This is a genomic window from Gordonia sp. (in: high G+C Gram-positive bacteria), assembly GCF_047602025.1.
Classification (GTDB): Bacteria; Actinomycetota; Actinomycetes; order Mycobacteriales; family Mycobacteriaceae; genus Gordonia.
Window position 1 is genome coordinate 2,955,355 of the sequence record NZ_JASGII010000001.1, and the last position, 17,970, is coordinate 2,973,324.

Consider the following 17,970-nt stretch of genomic DNA (forward strand, 5'->3'; position numbering starts at 1 on the left):
CTTCAGTACTGGCGACGACTGTCGGTCGTCACCGAAGTTGTTGTGGGACAGGAAGATTCGAGTCATCCGCGGCGATCAGACATCGAGGAACCGGACGTCCTTGGCGTTACGGGCGATGAAGCCGCGACGAGCCGCGACGTCCTCGCCCATCAGGATGGAGAACAGTTCGTCGGCGGCGGCCGCGTCGTCGAGGGTGACCTGCTTGAGCACGCGGATCGACGGGTCCATCGTCGTCTCCCACAGCTCGCTGGCGTTCATCTCGCCGAGGCCCTTGTAGCGCTGGATGCCGTCGTCGGTGTTGATCTTCTTGCCGGCCTCGCGACCCTCTTCGAGCAGTCGGTCGCGGTCGCGGTCGGTGTAGGCGTACTCCGGCTCGGCACCCTTCTGCCATTTGAGCTTGTAGAGCGGCGGCTGCGCCAGGTACACGTGACCGTTCTCGATGAGCGGGCGCATGAACCGAAACAGCAGGGTCAGCAGCAGCGTCGCGATGTGCTGGCCGTCGACGTCGGCGTCGGCCATCAGCACGATCTTGTGATAGCGCAGCTTCTTGATGTCGAATTCGTCGTGGATGCCGGTGCCGAATGCGGTGATGATCGACTGCACTTCGGCGTTCTTCAGCACACGGTCGATGCGGGCCTTCTCGACGTTGATGATCTTGCCGCGGATCGGCAGGATCGCCTGGTACATCGAGTCGCGGCCGGACTTGGCCGAGCCGCCGGCCGAGTCGCCCTCGACGATGTAGACCTCGCACTTGGTCGGGTCGTTGCTGCGGCAGTCGGCGAGCTTGCCGGGCAGGCCGCCGATGTCGGTGGCCGTCTTGCGCCGGACCAGCTCGCGCGCCTTGCGGGCGGCGATGCGGGCCTGGGCGGAGTCGACGGCCTTGCGGACGATGGTCTTCGCCTCGGCCGGGTTCGCCTCGAACCAGTGGGCCAGGTGCTCGTTGCAGGTCTTCTGCACAAAGCTCTTGACCTCGGTGTTTCCGAGTTTCGTCTTGGTCTGGCCCTCGAACTGCGGGTCGGCGACCTTCACCGAGATGACGGCGGCCAGGCCCTCGCGGATGTCGTCACCGGTGAGCTTGCCGTCCTTCTCCTTGATCAGCTTCTTCTCGGTGGCGTACTTGTTGACGGTCGCGGTGAGCGCGGCGCGGAAGCCCTCTTCGTGGGTGCCGCCCTCGTGGGTGTTGATCGTGTTGGCGAAGGTGTGGACCGACTCGGCGTAGCCGCTGTTCCACTGCATCGCGATCTCGACCTCGTGGCCCTCGCCCTTGCCGGAGAAGCCGATGACCGACGAGTGGATCGGCGTCTTGGTCCGGTTGAGGTGCTTGATGTAGTCGACCAGTCCGTCCGGGTAGTGATAGGTGCGGGTCCGCACGACGGCGGCCTGCTCCTTCTTCTCCTCGTCGGACTTGACCGACTCGGCCAGATCCGTGCCGTCGCCGTCGAGCTCGGCCTCGGCCTGCGCCTCTTCGTCGGAGATGCGGTTGTCGGTGAAGGTGATGGTCAGGCCCTTGTTGAGGAAGGCCATCTCCTGCAGTCGACGGGCGATCGTCTCGGCGCTGAACGTCGTGGTCTCGAAGATGCCGCCGTCCGGCCAGAAGCGGACCGTCGTGCCGGTCTTCGAGGACTTGTCGCCCTTCTTCAGCTTGCTCGGCTCGGCGTTCTTGTACTCCTGCGACCACGCGAATCCGTCGCGCTCGATCTCCAGGTCGACGCGGGTGGACAGCGCGTTGACGACGGAGATGCCGACGCCGTGCAGACCGCCCGACACCGCGTAGGCGTCGGAGTCGAACTTTCCGCCGGCGTGCAGCTGGGTCATGATGACCTCGACCGCGGGTACGCCGGTCGCGTGCATGGAGACCGGCATGCCGCGGCCGTCGTCGACGACCTGGACGCCGCCGTCGGCGAGAAGGGTGACGTCGACGCGGGTCGCGTAGCCGGCCATCGCCTCGTCGACCGAGTTGTCCACGACCTCCCAGATGAGGTGGTGCAGACCGCGTTCGCCGGTGGAGCCGATGTACATGCCGGGCCGCTTGCGGACGGCCTCGAGACCTTCAAGGATGCTGATCGAATCAGCACCGTATTCGTCGGCGTTCTTCTTCGGCTTCTTCTTCTCCGCCACGGGCTTCGTCCGCTCCTTCTACAGGCATCCGCCTGAAATTCGGTCTCGAGGGCGTTTCAGCCCGCGCCAGCCCTAGTTCGGGCACTGCGACCATCGTACTGGCTCAGCCACACTAGAACGGGGATGGCAGGCCGCTAGCAGGCCCTCAGATCGATTTTTTCGACATTCTTGTGGGCCGATTGTGGAAAAACCTCGTTCGGCGGCGTTTTCGGGCCGCTTGGGCCTATCGTGCCGGGCCGGTCGGACATTGGCTCGGCGGACTACCCGTAGGTGTCGCGGGGGCCCCGCCCGGGCACGTGCCGCGGACCCTTCCGCCACGACGGCGCCTGTGGTCCGGTGATCTTCAATTGGGTCACGACGCCGTCGCCGACGGCCGCCGCGATCTTCGCGATGATCTGACTCTGGACGTAGCGCAGCTGCGTGGCCCACGCCGTCGACTCGGCGGTCACATAGAGGATGGTGTCGTCGAGGCGGTTGGGTTGGGCGTGGGCGGACACGTCCGGTCCGACGATCGAGTCCCAGGTGTTGAAGACCGTCGCCGCGCCGACGCGCCCCTTCCACCCGGGCGCCTGGGAGAGCCTGCCGACGAGTGCGCCGAGCGATTGCGGGTCGCGGTGATCGGGACCGGCGCCGGACCATCGGCGGCGCGCTTTGTTCCGGGGTGCGTCGTCGAGTTGCGGTTTGCCCGGCGCAGCCGGGCGACGACGATTTTTCGCGCGCGCCTCTTCGAGCGCCTTCTTGGCGATCTCGTATCCGCTCGGCTCGGTCATGGTTCTTCCATTTTACTGTCGTCACTGACAGTCGACCGGCGCTCCTCGGTCATCTCCACCGACAACCGCCGCCCGCGAACGCCCGCCGGCAGGTCCTCCGGAACCGCGGCGGTGATGAGGAGCTGTTCGGCGTCGGCGGTGAACTCCGCGAGATGTTCGCGGCGGCGCGCGTCGAGCTCGGCGAAGACGTCGTCGAGCATGATGACCGGTTCGACGCCGTCGGCCCGCGCCAACTCGACCGTCGCGAGTCGCAGGGCGAGCGCCAACGACCACGACTCCCCGTGGCTGGCGTAGCCCTTGCCCAGTTGGTCGCCGAGCCGGATGTCGAGGTCGTCGCGGTGCGGGCCGACGAGACAGACGCCCCGGTCGATTTCCTTGCCGCGCGCCTCGGCGAGCGCGGTCAGGAGGACCTGCTCGATGCCGTCGACGGGCAGCGGCGCGCCGTCCTCGTCGACGACCGCCGGGCCGACCGCACTGCGATACGCGATGGACGCCGGTCGCGAGTGCGGCGCGATCGCGGCATAGGCCTCGGCGAAGTGCGGCGACGCGGCGTTGACGACGTTGATGCGGTTCGCAGTCACCTGCGCACCGAGTGCGGCGAGTTGCCCGTCCCACACGTCGAGCGTCGAGATCACCGATTCCGCATCGGCCCCGCCGCGGCGCATCGCGGAACCCGCGGTCTTGAGGAGGGCGGCGCGTTGGCGCAGCACCCGGTCGTAGTCGGCCTTGGCCGCGACCGCCCCGGGGCCGAGTCCGACAACGAGTTCGTCCACAAAGCGACGGCGCTCAGCCGGCTCGCCGCGGATGAGGAGGAGGTCCTCGGGAGCGAACATCACCGAGCGCAGGACGCCGATGACTTCGCGGTGGCGGCGAATCGGTCGGCCGCCGAGGGTGATCTTGTTGGCCCCGCTCGGGCGGACGACGATTTCGAGGTCGAGTTCGCGGCCGTCGTTCTGGACGGTCGTACCAATCAGGGCAGACTCGGCACCATCAGCGACGAGCGCGGCGTCAGAGCTCACCCGGTGCGAGCGCAGGTTCGTCAGGTAGTAGAGCGCCTCGAGGACGTTGGTCTTACCGAAGCCGTTGCGGCCGACGAGGATCGTCGGCTCCGCGGCGAGCTCGACGTCGAACTCGTGCCACGACCGAAAATCCCGCAGCTGCAACCGGCGGACGAACACCGATCAGCCGGGGAGGCGGACCGGCATCAGCAGGTAGCTGAAGACCGAGTCGGGTGCGAGGAACGCCCCGCTCTCATCGGCGGTCGGCTCGTCGCCGGTCGACGGTCGCAGGACCGCGGGACGACTCGGCGTCGTGAAACCGAAGTCGACGGTCGGGACGCCGATCGCGTTCAGACCGTCCTGGAGGTACCCCGGGTTGAAGGCGATGGTGAGCGGCTCGCCGTGGAACACGACGGGCAGCTCTTCCTCGGCCTTGCCGGCCTCGTCGCCGCCGGCGGTCAGCAGCACCGATCCCTCGGAGAACTCCATGCGCACCTGGGCGCCCCGATCGGCGACGAGGGCCACGCGCTTGATCGCGTCGAGGAGCGGTGCGCTTTCGATCGTCGCGACCGCGGTGTGGCTGGCGGGCAGCAGCTGCCGGAACTTCGGGAACTCGGCATCGAGCAACCGGGTCGTCGTCTGCTTGCCGCCGCCGAGGATGCCAAAGATCCCGTCCGCGCCGATCGCATCACCCGAGCCGAAGGCGAGGGCGATGTCGGTCTCGGCTTCGCCGCCGGCCGTCTTCGCCGCGTCGGAGAGGGTCTTGGCCGGAACGAGGACCGCGCCCTCGGCCGAGGCATCGGCGGGCTTCCATTCGAGCTCGCGCACCGCGAGACGGAAGCGGTCGGTCGCGGCGAGCACGACGGTCTTGCCGTTGATCTCGATGCGCACGCCGGTGAGCATCGGGAGGGTGTCATCGCGACCCGCGGCGACGGCGACCTGCGAGATGGCCTCGGCGAAGATCGACGACGGGATCGTTCCCGTCGTGGCGGGGATGGCCGGCATCTCCGGGTAGTCCTCGACCGGCATCGTCGGCAACGAGAACTTGGCGCTGCCGCAGGAGATCGCGACGCGCGAACCGTCCAGGCCGACGTCGACCGGCTTGGCCGGCAACGCCTTGGTGATGTCAGCGAGCAGTCGGCCGGAGACGAGCACGCGGCCCGGCTCGGCGACCTCGGCCGCGATCGACTCCTGGGCCGAGACCTCGTAGTCGAAGCCGGAGACGGTCAGACCGTTGTCGCCGGCGGTGAGGACGACACAACCCAGAACGGGGACCGGAGGCCGCGGCGGAAGGCTGCGGGCAACCCACGCCACCGACTCCGCGAACTCGTCACGTGAGACACGAAACTTCATGGTGGCCACTGTAAAGCGTCCGGGCCGCTGTGGGCGCCGCGGGTCGCAAAAGATCTACGACGAATCCGGGGAGTCCGGCGCGGGGCCGCGGTTGTGCACACGCCGACTATTAGAAGAAAACTCTTTATAGGGATTAGAAGTAATAGTAGGCACCGTGAATTCTGTGGGTAAGTCGCAAACGCGCAGGTCTACCAGCATGTCTTCCTGTGGACGGATTGTGGGTAAGTCTGCGGGTCTTCAGAGTCGGTGTGGAGCGGGCGCGAGTTGTTCTTCGGTTGTCCCGCGACTGTGCACATGTGGACCGGGGTTTTCCGACGGTCGTCCACAGGGCGCGAGCAGCAGAGTCGGCCTTCGTCGACGGCCGGTGCGGTCCACGGTCAACCCTCGGTGGTGAGTCGAGGGTTCGCGGGAGGTGGGGTTCAGGACGGACCGGGCCGACGTCGGATCAGGGCGGTGAGTTCCTGAACGTGGTCGTAGACGTCGCGGCGCTCGGCGAGCTGTTCCTTGATCTTCTTCTCGGCGTGCATGACCGTTGAGTGATCGCGGTTGAAGGCTTCGCCGATCTTCGGCAGGGACAGGTCGGTCAGCTCGCGGCAGAGGTACATGGCGATCTGGCGCGGCGTCACGATCTCCTGTTTGCGGGAGGCACCGGTGAGTTGGTCGAGGGTGACGTCGAAGTAGTCGGCGGTGACCGCGAGGATGCGGGGCGCGCTGACCTCCTGGGCGCCGGACTCGGGCAGGAGGTTGCGCAACACGACCTCGGCCAGGGAGCGGTTGAGCTCGGCGTTGGTCAGCGAGGCGAAAGCGGTGACGCGGATGAGGGCGCCCTCGAGCTCGCGGATGTTGCGTTCGATGTGCGAGGCGATCAAGACGAGGACGTCGTCGGGGACGTTGATCTTGTCCATCTGCGCCTTCTTGCGAAGGATGGCGACGCGCGTCTCGAGATCCGGCGGTTGGACGTCGGTGATGAGTCCGCCCTCGAAGCGGGTCCGCAGGCGGTCCTCCAGGGTGGCCAGCTGATGCGGCGGCCGGTCCGAGGAGATGATGATCTGCTTCTCCGCGTTGTGCAGCGTGTTGAACGTGTGGAAGAACTCTTCCTGCGTTCCCTCGCGGCCCATCAAGAATTGGATGTCGTCGACGAGGAGGATGTCGACCTCGTCGCGGTAGCGCCGCTGGAACTGCACCCGACGGTCGTCGCGGAGCGAGTTGATGAAGTCGTTGGTGAACTCTTCGGTCGAGACGTACTTGACTCGCAGCTCCGGGAAGAGGCGCAGCGCGTAGTGGCCGGCCGCGTGCAGCAGGTGGGTCTTGCCGAGGCCGGACTCCCCCCAGATGAAGAGCGGGTTGTAGGCGCGGGCGGGTGCCTCGGCGACGGCGACCGCGGAGGCGTGCGCGAAGCGGTTCGACGCACCGATGACGAAGGTGTCGAAGGTGTAGCGCGGGTTGAGCTTGCCGGAGGTCTGCGCCGCGGACTGGCCGCCGGGGCTGTCGGTGAACGAGTCCTTCCAGCCGTCGTCGTTGTCGCGCCGTCGTCGGGAGATCCAGCCGTCGTCTTCCTCGGGGACGTCCTCCTCCGCCTCGGGCTCAGCGGTGTCGCCGCCGACGGGGATCGGCTGGACGCGCACACCGAGGTCGACGGACTCGCCGAGTTGGCGCGAGAGGGCGTTGCAGATGACGTCGCGGAGATCGCGCTCGATGTGTTCCTGGACGACGCGGTTGGGCACGGACAGGAGGGCGAATCCCTCGGTGAGGGTGAGCGGCTGGACCAACGAGATCCACGCTTTCTGCGCCGGGCTGAGCGGAGGGTTGACGCGGGAGTCGTCGCGGAGTTCGTCGACGACCGTCATCCACACGTCGGGAAAGCCGTCCCCCGATTCTGTCATCACTCCCCCTGCTTGCCGTCGGCGTCGAGGGATCCAAGCATGCCACGGGCGCCCGACGACGGCCAAGTTTTCCACACAGTTATACACAAGTGTGCACAAAAGCCGAGGTCGGCGGTTTGATTGTGGTGATCGGAGTCAGTACCCTCGACAGGTCATATCCGCCCGCGCGGATTTACGGTTCGACCGTGGTTGGTCAGACTATCCGAGACAACTCGGCACCGCGGGGGCGAACCAGACTTTTGTACCGCCTACGGCAGTGGGCACAGACTTTGAAGGAGTCATCCGATGGCCAAGGGCAAGCGGACTTTCCAGCCGAACAACCGTCGTCGCGCGCGCAAGCACGGCTTCCGTCTCCGCATGCGCACGCGTGCCGGCCGGTCCATCATCAGCGGCCGCCGCAGCAAGGGCCGCGCGAAGCTGAGCGCCTGAGTTCCGTTTGGCCACGCATCGGGGACACCCGGTGCTCGCTCGACGATGAACTCCCCGCACCGGATCGGTCGACGATCCGATTTCCAACGCACCCTCTCGCAGGGCGTGCGCACCCGCACGCGTGACCTCGACGTCCACACCTTGACGCCGGCGACCGCATGGCCCGACCGTTCCCGCACGGATGTCGCGCTGTCCGGCGGACCCTGGCTCGGCATGATCGTGAGCAAGCAGGTCGGCAACTCGGTCGTCCGACACCGCCTCGCCCGACGCCTCCGCGCGGCCTTCCGCGCCGCGGTGCTGCCCGGCGGTGCCGAGGCGTATGTCGTCGTGCGCGCCCGACCGTCGGCTGCCCGTCGTTCCGCCGACGAGTTGGCGGCGCAGCTGTCGAAGGCGGTGGCGCCGTGAGCCGGATGCTGATCGCGGTGATCCGCTGGTACCAAGTCTGGATCTCCCCCACCCGACTGCCGTCGTGCCGCTTCGAGCCGACCTGCAGCGCCTACGCCGTCGAGGCGCTCGGCGAGCACGGCTTTCTCTACGGCGGCTGGCTGTCGGTGGTGCGCCTGCTCAAGTGCGGCCCCTGGCACAAGCCCGGCTACGACCCCGTCCCGTCTCACCGAGACACCCACACTTCCGTCCCCGACCGGGACGCCATCACAAGCGGATAAGAGGCAACCGTGAAATTCAATTTCGCTTCGCTGGACTACATCTACTACCCGATCTCCGGGATCATGTGGGTCTGGCACTGGGTGTTCGACAAGATCACCCCGGACACCGCCGGCGGTCACGGGATCGCCTGGGCGCTGTCGGTCGTCGCGCTGGTCTTCAGCCTGCGCGCGATCCTCTACAAGCCCTTCGTCAAGCAGATCCAGACGACGAAGAAGATGCAAGAGATCCAGCCGCAGATGCAGGCCATCCGCAAGAAGTACGGCAAGGATCAAGTGAAGATGGCCGAGGAGATGCAGAAGCTGCAGCGCGAGCACGGCTTCAACCCCCTCCTGGGCTGCCTGCCGATGTTCATGCAGATCCCCGTCTTCATCGGCCTGTTCCACGTGCTGCGGTCGTTCAACCGCACCAAGGGCATGTCCTTCTCGCCGCGCGTCGAGACGATGGGCGTGCTCGACAACGCCCAGACCGGCAACTACTTCTTCAGCGCCCATCAGGTCCAGGAGTTCCTGGAGGCCCGGTTGTTCGGCGTGCCGATCGGCTCCTTCATCACGATGAAGCCGGACACCGACCAGTGGCGTGCCTTCATCGATCTGCCGGTGAACGGCCACCTCGAGGCGATCGGCAGTCCCTTCACCAAGGTCGCCATCATCGCCGCCATCGTGCCGATCATGCTGATCGCCTCGTTCATGACGCACATGAACGCCCGTGCGTCGGTGAACCGCCAGGCGCCCGAGGCCGCCGAGCAGGCGCAGACCCGGATCATGAACCGGCTGTCGATGTGGATCTTCCCGCTGGGCATCCTCGTGTCCGGCGTGTTCTTCCCGCTCGCGATCCTGCTCTACTGGGTCAGCAACAACATCTGGACCTACGGTCAGCAGCACCTCGTCTTCAACCGGATCGAGAAGGAAGAGAAGGCGGCCGCCGAGGCCAAGGAAGCGGCCAACAAGGAGCTCGCCCCGAAGCCGGGTGCCAAGCCGGGCCGGACCAAGCGCGAGGAAGCCGCCGCCGAAGCAGAGGCCGCTGAGGCCGACGCCAAGCTGTCGAAGCCGGCGCCCGGACAGAAGCCCGCTACCGCGAAGAAGAAGTCCGCACAGGGCTCGGCGGCGGCCAAGGGCAAGCAGGCCGGCAGTCGGCAGAACCGCAAGGCCGCCCAGAAGAGCAAGAAGAAAAAGCGGTAGTCCGCGCCAGCCCCGGACCACCCCCACACCGTTTGCACGAGACAGAGGAGAGCCCAATGACTGCCGATGCGCAGGTTCCCGAAGAAGAGATCGTCGAGATCGTCGACGAAGCAGCCGACGAGGCCGTCGAGGATGACGAGCTGAGCGAAGAAGACGAATTGGTCGAGGAGGGCGAGATCGCCGGCGACTACCTCGAGCAACTGCTCGACGTCCTGGACTTCGACGGGGACATCGACCTCGACGTCGACGGCGACCGCGCGGTCGTCAGCATCGACGGCGGCAAGGACCTGGCCAAGCTCGTCGGCCGTCGCGGCGAGGTGCTCGACGCACTGCAGGAGCTGACCCGCCTGGCGGTCCAGCAGGCCACCGGCGACCGCAGCCGGCTGATGCTCGACATCGCCCGCTGGCGTGCCGACCGCCGCGAGCGACTGGCGAGCCTGGGCACGGAGGTTGCCGAGCGCGTCCGCGATTCGGGCGAGCGCGAGGCCCTCGACCCGATGACGCCGTTCGAGCGGAAGATCGTGCACGACGCGGTCGCCGCCGTCGACGGCGTGGTCAGCGAGAGCGAGGGCGCCGAGCCCAAGCGCCGGGTCGTGGTGATCAAGGCGTAGCTCCCCCACTGCGTCGCGTAAGCTAATGCGCGACGACGTTCCATCGAGAAGGTCCCGGCTCGCGCCGGGGCCTTTCTCGCTTTCGGGGGACCGAATCACATCGATGTAAGTTCCGATGTTTCACGTGAAACATCGGAGCGCAGACAGCGATGTTTCACGTGAAACATGGGCTGTCGCGCCAGCGAGAGGAAGCGCGTGTCGGTACCCGAGGTTGCCAGCCGAGTGTTCGGCGCCAGGCTCCCCGTGGCTGTCGGCTACCGCGAATGGCTGGCCGACGCGGCCGTCACCCGCGGGCTGATCGGCCCGCGCGAGACCGACCGACTCTGGGATCGCCACATCCTCAACTGTGCCGTGATCGGCGCGGAGTTCGGGCCCGACGAACGCGTCGTCGACATCGGGAGCGGGGCCGGTCTACCGGGCATCCCCCTCGCGATCGCCCGCCCGGATCTGCGCGTCGTGTTGGTCGAGCCGCTGTTGCGGCGGACCACCTTCCTCGACGAGGTCGTCGCCGACCTCGGCCTGGACAACGTCACCGTCGTGCGCGGGCGGGCCGAGGAGAAGCCCATCGTCACCGAGCACGGTGGCGCCGATGCGGTGACGTCGCGGGCGGTGGCCCCCCTGGATCGATTGGTCCGGTGGTCGGCACCGCTGATCCGGCCGGGAGGCCGCCTGGTCGCCATGAAGGGATCGCGTGCCCAGGCGGAGATCGACGAGCACGCTCCGGCGTGCGCGAAGGCCGGGATCGTCGACCTCGCGGTGGCGGTCGTCGGAGGCGAGCTGCTGGCCGAACCCACGACGCTCGTGACCGGACGAAAGACCGGGGGCGGCAAGACCAAACGGCCTCGCTCCGGCCGCTGAACCCGGTGTTGTCCGTGTCAGACGGAGCGCGCAGAATACGTAGTGTTGAACGATTAAGGATGGACGAGAGTGCCGAGAAATCAACCGCATGTTTCACGTGAAACATCGCACGCCGGCGACCCGGGGGCGTTCGTCGATACGCCCATCGCCGCTGCCGCAGCCCGCGCGAGCGAGATCCTGACGCCGGGTGGCACGCCGCCCCTCCCCCACCCGCCGCAGCCCCGCATCCTCACGGTGGCCAACCAGAAGGGCGGCGTCGGCAAGACCACGACGGCGGTGAACCTCGCCGCGGCGCTCGCCATCCACGGCCTCCGCGTTCTCGTCGTCGACCTCGACCCGCAGGGCAACGCGAGCACGGCGCTGGGCATCGACCACCGCCAGCCGGGCCTCGTCTCGGTCTACGAGCTCCTGCTGGGCGACGCCGATCTGGCGTCGGCGATCAAGCAGAGCCCGGCCCACGAGAACCTCTACTGCGTCCCGGCGACGTTGGATCTGGCCGGCGCGGAGATCGAGCTGGTGTCCTTGGTGGCCCGCGAGAACCGACTCCGCAACGCATTGAGTCGCGACGCCCTCGCCCAGTTCGGCTTCGACTACGTCTTCATCGACTGCCCGCCGTCGCTGGGACTGCTGACCGTCAACGCGATGGTGGCCGCTCGCGAGGTCCTCATTCCGATCCAGTGCGAGTACTACGCCCTGGAGGGCGTGAGCCAGCTGCTCCGCAACATCGAGTTGGTGCAGGCGCACCTGAACCGCGAGCTGCAGGTGTCGACCGTCCTCCTCACGATGTACGACGGCCGCACCAAGCTCGCCGATCAGGTGGCCGAGGAAGTCCGCCGCCACTTCGGCGACAAGGTCCTCAAGACCATCGTGCCGCGCAGCGTCAAGGTGTCCGAGGCGCCCGGCTTCGGCATGACGATCATCGACTACGACCCCGGTTCGCGGGGCGCTATGAGCTACGTGGACGCGGCACGGGAGCTGGCCATGGCCGGCGCTCCGGCGGCGCGTTAGGAGGGGCGGCGACCATGGCACGAGACAATCAGCGCAAGGGCGGCTTGGGCCGCGGGCTGGCATCCCTGATCCCCACCGGTCCGACCGAGGACCCGGGCAGCTCGATGGGCACCCCGCCGATGGGCTCTGCGGCCGCGGACGTCGTCATCGGCGGCACCCCGCCCGCGCCGGCGCCGGCCGCTCCGGTGGGCGAGGTCGGCGCGGTCTACCAAGAACTGCGCCCGACGCAGATCCAGCCGAACCCCCAGCAGCCGCGCACGGTCTTCGACGAGGAGGCCCTCGCCGAGCTCGTCCACTCGATCCGCGAATTCGGCCTCATGCAGCCGATCGTGGTCCGCCGCCTCTCCTCCCCCGTCGGCGACGTGGAGTACCAACTCGTCATGGGTGAGCGCCGCTGGCGCGCGAGCCAGGAGGCCGGCCTCGAGGTGATCCCCGCGATCGTCCGCGAGACCCCCGACGGCGACATGCTCCGCGACGCCCTGCTGGAGAACATCCACCGGGCGCAGTTGAACCCGTTGGAAGAGGCGGCCGCCTACCAGCAGCTGCTCGACGAGTTCGACGTCACGCAGGAGGAGCTGGCCACCCGCATCGGCCGCTCCCGTCCGCTCATCACCAACATGATCCGCCTCCTCAAGCTCCCCATCGCGGTCCAGCGCCGCGTGGCGGCCGGAGTGCTGTCCGCGGGCCACGCCCGCGCCCTGCTCGCCCTGGAGGGCGGCAGCGACGCCCAGGAGGCCCTGGCGGCCCGTATCGTCGCCGAGGGCCTCTCCGTCCGCGCCACCGAGGAGGCGGTCACCCTCGCCAACCGCGGCGACGGACCGGACCCCGCGACGCCGGCGGCCAAGCGCAAGCAGATGGTGATGCCCGGCCTGCAGGACGTCGCCGAGAAGCTCTCGGACCGGCTCGACACCCGCGTCCAGGTGAGCCTCGGCAAGAAGAAGGGCAAGATCGTCGTCGAGTTCGGCTCGGTCGAGGATCTCGAACGTCTGGTCGACGAAATCTCGCAACGAGGGGCGTGATTCCCGCACCTGGCCACCCCAGTTCAAAACGTCACTGTGACGGATAGCCCGGAAAGGACGAGAGTTGAGCCGAAAAGCCTTGTGCGACAACAACTCTCGGCATTTCCGCAGCATGGGCGGGTGAATGGCGGTGGGAATCAGGCTGCGCGCCCTGGATACCGACGGATTTGAGTCGTTGCCGACCCATATCCGCGAATGTGTCTTCTGGGAGGTCGACCCGAGCGCCGACATCCAGACGAGTGCCTTCGACAAGGAGGCGTGGACGTCGGGGCTGCTCCTCGAGTGGGGCACCTGCGCACAGCTCGCGGTGTCCGGCGACGGGCCGAGCATCCGACCGCAGTCGGTCATCGGCACCGCGTTCTACGCGCCGCCGCTGCGCGTCCCCCGCGCTGCCCACTTCCCCACCTCGCCGGTGAGTCCCGACGCCGTGCTGCTGACGTCTCTGCGGGCCGATGAGGGCTTCGCAGAGGCACGCGGGATGCTCCTCGACGCCGTCGTCGCCGATCTCGTCCAGCGCGGCGTGCGGGCCGTGGAGGCGTTCGGGTTGCGCGCCGAGTCGGCGCCGGCCGGGTCGTTGGACGGGATCTGCACCGAGTGCATGATCGACCCGCAGTTCCTCAGCGACTCCGGCTTCGAGCTCGTGGCGCCGCATCACCGGTTCCCGCGGTACCGCCTCGCCCTCGACGAGGGCCTCGGCTGGAAGTCGGCCGTGGAGGGCGCGCTCGAGCGGCTCGTGGTGGAGGCGGCGATGCAGATCACCGGTGGCGCGCGGGTGGATCTGGTGCCGACGAGCCGATAGCCGTCGGGCCTAGGAGATCTTCTGCTCGGCGGCCAGCAGGTCGGCGAACGTGTAGGTGCCGGTCGGCCGATCGTTCTCGCCGAGGAGGTACACGCGTTTGACGGCGATCAGGATCGCCTCGGCGACGACGTCGCGGTTGTGCGGGTCGTCGAGCCAGGCGGCGTCGACCGGGTTGGTGGCGTAGCCGACCTCGATGAGAGCCGTCGGCATCCGCGTCTCGCGCAGGATCGTCCACGTCCGCGGATGGGTGCGGCAGTCGTAAAGCCCTGTGCGAGCGACGATTTCGCGCTGGATGAAGCTGGCGAGGTTCCGGCCGATCGACGAGTACGACCCGTGGCTGTTGCCGAAGTAGAAGCTGGCGACGCCGCTGGCGGCCGTCGTCTGGTGGTGTCCGCAGCGCAGTGCGATCACCAGGTCGGCGTCGACGGCGTTGGCCGTTCGGGCACGCTCGGCGTCGTTGGGGGCGGAGTCCTCGGCGTGCGAGACATAGGTGTCCATGCCGGCCGCGCCCATGCGGCCCTCGAGGCGCTGGGCGAGATCGTGCAGCACGCGGTTCTCGAGGTCGGCGACCGGCCCGGTGGACAGCGGGTGCTGGCCGCCGCAGCCGGCGTCGATCAGGACGCGCTTGCCGGCGAGCTGCGGGCCCGAGCGGCGGACCCGCTCCTCCTCGCGGATGGCGTGCGGCGAACCGCCGGTGATGCGGTTGCCCAGGCGCTCCAGCGAGCGGAGGGTGGCCGGGCCGCAGATCCCGTCGGAGGTCAGGCCGACCTCGTCCTGGTAGCGGCCCAGGGCCAGGTGGGTGGTCTCGCCGAAGACGCCGTCGACCAGGCTCGGGTAGTAGCCCAGGTTCTGCAGTCGGGACTGCAGGGCGGCGACATCGTCGCCGGTCATCGGGGCGGAGAGGCGGTAGAGCAGGACGCGCGAACCCAGGTGGTACGACGACTCCAGCAGGGCCCGGTAGGTGGCCGGTCCGACGATGCCGTCGGCGACGAGGCCGCGGTGCTGCTGGAAGGCGCGCACGGCGTGGTCCAGCTGCGCGTCGAAGACGGCTTCGGGGGAGGCCCAGCCGCCCTCGGTGGCAAGCAGGCCCTCGGGGCCGGCCGTGTCGGGGAGGAGTTCCTGGCCGACCAGGATGGAGCGGATCTCAGCGATGGCTGAGCCCTGATCTCCAAGCCTGAGATTCGGCATGCATGTACTCCTCGACTACCGCGCGGCGGTGGTGAAACCTTCCGCCAATTGTGGCAGGTGGGAGTTGGCCAACACAAATGATCCGTTCACTTCAGAACGGAGTCGAGCTCCCGGAGCAGTGCCGCCTTGCCCTTGGCGCCGACGATGGTCTTGACGACCTCCCCGTCGACGAAGAGCTTGAGGGTGGGGATGGAGACGATCTGGTAGTCCCGGGCGATCGTCGGATTGGCCTCGACGTCGACCTTGGCGACGGTCAGCTTGTCGCTGTTGTCGCGGGCGATCTCCTCCAGCACCGGTGCGACCATCTTGCACGGGCCGCACCAGGTGGCCCAGAAGTCGACCAGGACCGGCTTGGCCGAGCTCAGCACATCGCCGGCGAAGCTGGCGTCGGTGACGTCGGTGGTGTGGGCGCCCATGGGGTCTCCTTTGTCCGGGGGGGGGGTGTCGGTCAGGCGTTGGCGGCCGCGGCGGGTGCCTGGGCCTCCTGGTCGGCCAGCCAGCGCTCGGCGTCGATGGCGGCGCTGCAGCCGCTGCCGGCGGCGGTGATGGCCTGTCGGTAGGTGTGGTCGACGAGGTCGCCGCAGGCGAAGACGCCGGGGAGCGACGTGTAGGTGCTGCGGCCCTGCGTCACGACGTAGCCCTCGCCGTCGAGGTCGACCTGGTCCTTGACCAGCTCGCTGCGCGGATCGTGGCCGATGGCGACGAACATGCCGGTGACGTCCAGATCGCGCTTCTCGCCGGTCTCGGTGTCGACGAGCACGAGCCCGGTGACCGAGTCGTCGCCCTTGATGGCCTCGACGGCGGTGTTGGTGACGAATTCGATCTTCTCGTTGTCACGGGCGCGGTCGAGCATGATCTTCGACGCGCGGAACTCCTCGCGGCGGTGGATCAGGTAGACCTTCTTGGCGAACTTGGTCAGGAACGTGGCTTCCTCCATGGCGGAGTCGCCACCGCCGATGACGGCGATGTCCTGGTCCTTGAAGAAGAAGCCGTCACAGGTCGCACAGGCCGAGACGCCGCGGCCCAGGAGGCGCTGCTCGTCGTCGATGCCCAGGTAGCGGGCGGCGGCCCCCATCGCCAGGACGACGGCCTTGGCGCGGTGGACCTCGCCGGCGACCTCGACCTCTTTGATCTCGCCGTCCAGGCGCAGGGCGTCGACGTCCTCCATGCGCAGGTCGGCGCCGAAGCGGATGGCCTGCTCGCGCATCTCGTCCATCAGCTCGGGACCCTGGATGCCCTCGCGGAAGCCGGGGAAGTTCTCCACCTCGGTGGTGGTCATCAGCGCACCGCCGAACTGGGTGCCCTCGAAGACGATGGGGGAGAGCTCGGCGCGGGCCGCGTAGATCGCCGCGGTGTATCCGGCGGGGCCGGAGCCGACGATGATCAGTTCGTGGATAGTGCTGGTGCTCACTGCTGCGTCCCTTTGGTCCTCGTGGTCGAGTCGTACAACACCAGCGTAGGGCGCATTGTTCCCGGTGCGCGGGCAGGGGCGTCGGCGGGTCGTCAGTCGCCGACGGTGGTGCGCGCGATGGTGTGCGGTTTGCCGGCGTCGCAGTCGCGCGTGGTGACCAGCGCGGTGAATTTCCCGGCCTTGCCCGCCGGGGTCAGAATGACCTGCGCCGGCCGGCCCCGGTAGTCGAGGTAGCCCGCTCCGACGATCGCGGCGCCGCCCATGCCGTTGGCGGTGAGACAGCGGGCCAGCCGGTTGGCGTCCATCGCCTCGGTCTGGGGGGCGCGGGCCGCGGCGAGGAGGTTTGCGGCATCGCCCGTCGCGACCGGTTCCCCGGCGTCGGGTGACGCGGGACGGCCGGGGGCCATGAGTGCGGCGACGGCCGCACCGCCGATGAGGACGCCGGCGACGGCCGCGGCGATCAGCCAGGCGGCGGAGAACCGGCGGCCACGGGACGGCGCCGGGATCGGGGCGGTGGGTGCGTCGTCGGACTCGAGGGAGGCGAGGGTGGCCTCGCTGGCGGCGCGGAGCTCGGGGGACACCTCGACCTCCGGTGCCGGGGCGCCGTGCAGCGCACTCACCGTCGCCTCCAGCGCGGCCAGCGTCTCGGCGGCCTGCGGGTCTTCCGGCAGCCGACTGCGCACGTGCGCCGCCAGATCGTCGTCGAGCACGCCGGCATGCAGATCGGCGATCAGCTCGGGTGCGAAGGGCGGCTCGGGGAACACCCGGGACGCTTCGCTCACGTTGGACGACATCGGCCTGCTTTCGGCTGGGGAACAGTTCGTACTCTACGACGCAGCGCGGCGCCATGTGGTTCCCCGGCGCACTTCACAGCTACCCGTCAGGGAGCCCGACCTGCGGCGCAGCGCTGATCAGCGCCGTGGGGCGTACACGTCAGACCGACGTGCGCAGGCCCGCGAGCATCACCGACAGCCGCAGGCGGCCGCGGGCACAACGGCTCTTGATCGTGCCGGTCGCGACGCCGAGCAGTTCGGCGGTCTCGGCGATCGTGTAGCCCTCGACGTCGACGAGCAGGATGGCCCGCCGCTGGTCCTCGGGCAGCAGCCGCAGCGCGTTGTTGATCGTGATCGACAGGTCCACGCTGCGGGCGTGGTCGCCGGGATCGGGCAGGCGCTCGTCGAGCTCGGACACCAGTTTCACGGCGCGGACCCGGGAGCGCCGCATGCGGTCGAGACAGGCGTTGATGACGATCCGGTGCAGCCAACTCGACACGGCCGAATCGGCGCGGAACTGTGTCGCCATCTCGTGTGCCTTGGCCCAGGCCTCCTGCAGCGCGTCGGGCACGTCCTGGGGGTCGTTCATGGTGCGATACGCGACGGCAGCCATGCGGTCGTGGTGTCGGCGCACCAGGACGGTGAAGGCGTGTCGCTGGCCCGCGACGTGCGCCCTCAGCAGCTCGATGTCGCTGTAGTGCTCCAGATCCCCCCGGTTCATTGCACGACAATAAGCATGGCCTAACCAGCTCGGGAACCATTCCGTTCATATTCAAGCAATCCTGCGGATAACTCGAAACGGCGATTAACAACGGCAAAGGACACCACGTTGTGGCGCGGCCGGAAAGCCCCTGTGTGACAGCGATTCCCGCCGCTGCCGCGGTCGGGCCGGGAAAACCCGCCTGTGG

At 68.2% G+C, this 17,970-nt stretch carries 19 protein-coding genes; 9 read left to right on the forward strand and 10 right to left on the reverse strand.

The annotated features are described in order from the left end of the window. Nucleotides 1-75: 75 nt before the first annotated feature. From gyrB to dnaA, 5 genes are all read right to left on the reverse strand, one after another. Nucleotides 76-2,118 (reverse strand): DNA topoisomerase (ATP-hydrolyzing) subunit B, encoded by a 2,043-nt coding sequence (gyrB, locus tag QM728_RS14815; RefSeq protein WP_415032768.1) that lies wholly within the window; start codon nucleotides 2,116-2,118, stop codon nucleotides 76-78. Between the two features lie 260 nt (nucleotides 2,119-2,378). Continuing rightward, complete coding sequence (locus QM728_RS14820) at nucleotides 2,379-2,888, reverse strand: DciA family protein (protein ID WP_415032769.1); 510 nt, start codon at nucleotides 2,886-2,888, stop codon at nucleotides 2,379-2,381. After that, on the reverse strand, nucleotides 2,885-4,066 hold the full coding sequence (recF, locus tag QM728_RS14825) for a DNA replication/repair protein RecF (protein ID WP_415032770.1): 1,182 nt from the start codon (nucleotides 4,064-4,066) through the stop codon (nucleotides 2,885-2,887). The genes QM728_RS14820 and recF overlap by 4 nt, the downstream gene beginning before the upstream one ends. Before the next feature lie 3 nt (nucleotides 4,067-4,069). Continuing rightward, on the reverse strand, nucleotides 4,070-5,239 hold the full coding sequence (gene dnaN, locus QM728_RS14830; protein WP_415032771.1) for a DNA polymerase III subunit beta: 1,170 nt from the start codon (nucleotides 5,237-5,239) through the stop codon (nucleotides 4,070-4,072). A gap of 419 nt (nucleotides 5,240-5,658) precedes the next feature. Continuing rightward, on the reverse strand, nucleotides 5,659-7,122 hold the full coding sequence (gene dnaA, locus QM728_RS14835) for a chromosomal replication initiator protein DnaA (protein WP_415032772.1): 1,464 nt from the start codon (nucleotides 7,120-7,122) through the stop codon (nucleotides 5,659-5,661). Between the two features lie 285 nt (nucleotides 7,123-7,407). On the opposite strand from dnaA, the gene rpmH reads away from it, so the two are divergent. The 9 genes from rpmH (at nucleotide 7,408) to QM728_RS14880 (ending at nucleotide 13,690) form a co-directional block, all read left to right on the forward strand. Beyond that, a complete protein-coding gene (rpmH, locus tag QM728_RS14840) occupies nucleotides 7,408-7,551 on the forward strand; it encodes a 50S ribosomal protein L34 (RefSeq protein ID WP_007323803.1) in 144 nt (47 codons plus the stop codon). A 45-nt stretch (nucleotides 7,552-7,596) separates the two neighbouring features. Next, nucleotides 7,597-7,956 (forward strand): ribonuclease P protein component, encoded by a 360-nt coding sequence (gene rnpA / locus QM728_RS14845; protein WP_415032773.1) that lies wholly within the window; start codon nucleotides 7,597-7,599, stop codon nucleotides 7,954-7,956. 5 nt (nucleotides 7,957-7,961) lie between these two features. Continuing rightward, a complete protein-coding gene (yidD, locus tag QM728_RS14850; protein ID WP_415032910.1) occupies nucleotides 7,962-8,216 on the forward strand; it encodes a membrane protein insertion efficiency factor YidD in 255 nt (84 codons plus the stop codon). Between the two features lie 9 nt (nucleotides 8,217-8,225). Continuing rightward, on the forward strand, nucleotides 8,226-9,395 hold the full coding sequence (yidC, locus tag QM728_RS14855; RefSeq protein WP_415032774.1) for a membrane protein insertase YidC: 1,170 nt from the start codon (nucleotides 8,226-8,228) through the stop codon (nucleotides 9,393-9,395). A 56-nt stretch (nucleotides 9,396-9,451) separates the two neighbouring features. Further along, nucleotides 9,452-10,006 (forward strand): protein jag, encoded by a 555-nt coding sequence (locus QM728_RS14860; protein WP_415032775.1) that lies wholly within the window; start codon nucleotides 9,452-9,454, stop codon nucleotides 10,004-10,006. Between the two features lie 165 nt (nucleotides 10,007-10,171). After that, nucleotides 10,172-10,864, forward strand: coding sequence for a 16S rRNA (guanine(527)-N(7))-methyltransferase RsmG (rsmG, locus tag QM728_RS14865; protein WP_415032776.1), 693 nt, complete (start codon nucleotides 10,172-10,174; stop codon nucleotides 10,862-10,864). A gap of 69 nt (nucleotides 10,865-10,933) precedes the next feature. Beyond that, nucleotides 10,934-11,872, forward strand: coding sequence for a ParA family protein (locus tag QM728_RS14870; protein WP_415032777.1), 939 nt, complete (start codon nucleotides 10,934-10,936; stop codon nucleotides 11,870-11,872). A 14-nt stretch (nucleotides 11,873-11,886) separates the two neighbouring features. Next, on the forward strand, nucleotides 11,887-12,891 hold the full coding sequence (locus QM728_RS14875; protein ID WP_415032778.1) for a ParB/RepB/Spo0J family partition protein: 1,005 nt from the start codon (nucleotides 11,887-11,889) through the stop codon (nucleotides 12,889-12,891). Nucleotides 12,892-13,021: 130 nt separating this feature from the next. Further along, a complete protein-coding gene (locus QM728_RS14880) occupies nucleotides 13,022-13,690 on the forward strand; it encodes a hypothetical protein (RefSeq protein ID WP_415032779.1) in 669 nt (222 codons plus the stop codon). A gap of 9 nt (nucleotides 13,691-13,699) precedes the next feature. On the opposite strand, the gene QM728_RS14885 is transcribed toward QM728_RS14880, so the two are convergent. The 5 genes from QM728_RS14885 to sigM form a co-directional block, all read right to left on the reverse strand. Then, a complete protein-coding gene (locus QM728_RS14885; protein ID WP_415032780.1) occupies nucleotides 13,700-14,878 on the reverse strand; it encodes an N-acetylmuramoyl-L-alanine amidase in 1,179 nt (392 codons plus the stop codon). An 86-nt stretch (nucleotides 14,879-14,964) separates the two neighbouring features. Beyond that, a complete protein-coding gene (gene trxA / locus QM728_RS14890; RefSeq protein WP_415032781.1) occupies nucleotides 14,965-15,294 on the reverse strand; it encodes a thioredoxin in 330 nt (109 codons plus the stop codon). A gap of 32 nt (nucleotides 15,295-15,326) precedes the next feature. Continuing rightward, entirely contained in the window at nucleotides 15,327-16,289 is a 963-nt protein-coding gene (gene trxB / locus QM728_RS14895; protein WP_415032782.1) for a thioredoxin-disulfide reductase, read from the reverse strand. Between the two features lie 92 nt (nucleotides 16,290-16,381). After that, nucleotides 16,382-17,071, reverse strand: a complete 690-nt coding sequence (locus QM728_RS14900) for a hypothetical protein (RefSeq protein WP_415032783.1) — start codon at nucleotides 17,069-17,071, stop codon at nucleotides 16,382-16,384. Nucleotides 17,072-17,222: 151 nt separating this feature from the next. Continuing rightward, on the reverse strand, nucleotides 17,223-17,783 hold the full coding sequence (gene sigM / locus QM728_RS14905; RefSeq protein ID WP_415032784.1) for an RNA polymerase sigma factor SigM: 561 nt from the start codon (nucleotides 17,781-17,783) through the stop codon (nucleotides 17,223-17,225). Nucleotides 17,784-17,970 lie beyond the last annotated feature (187 nt).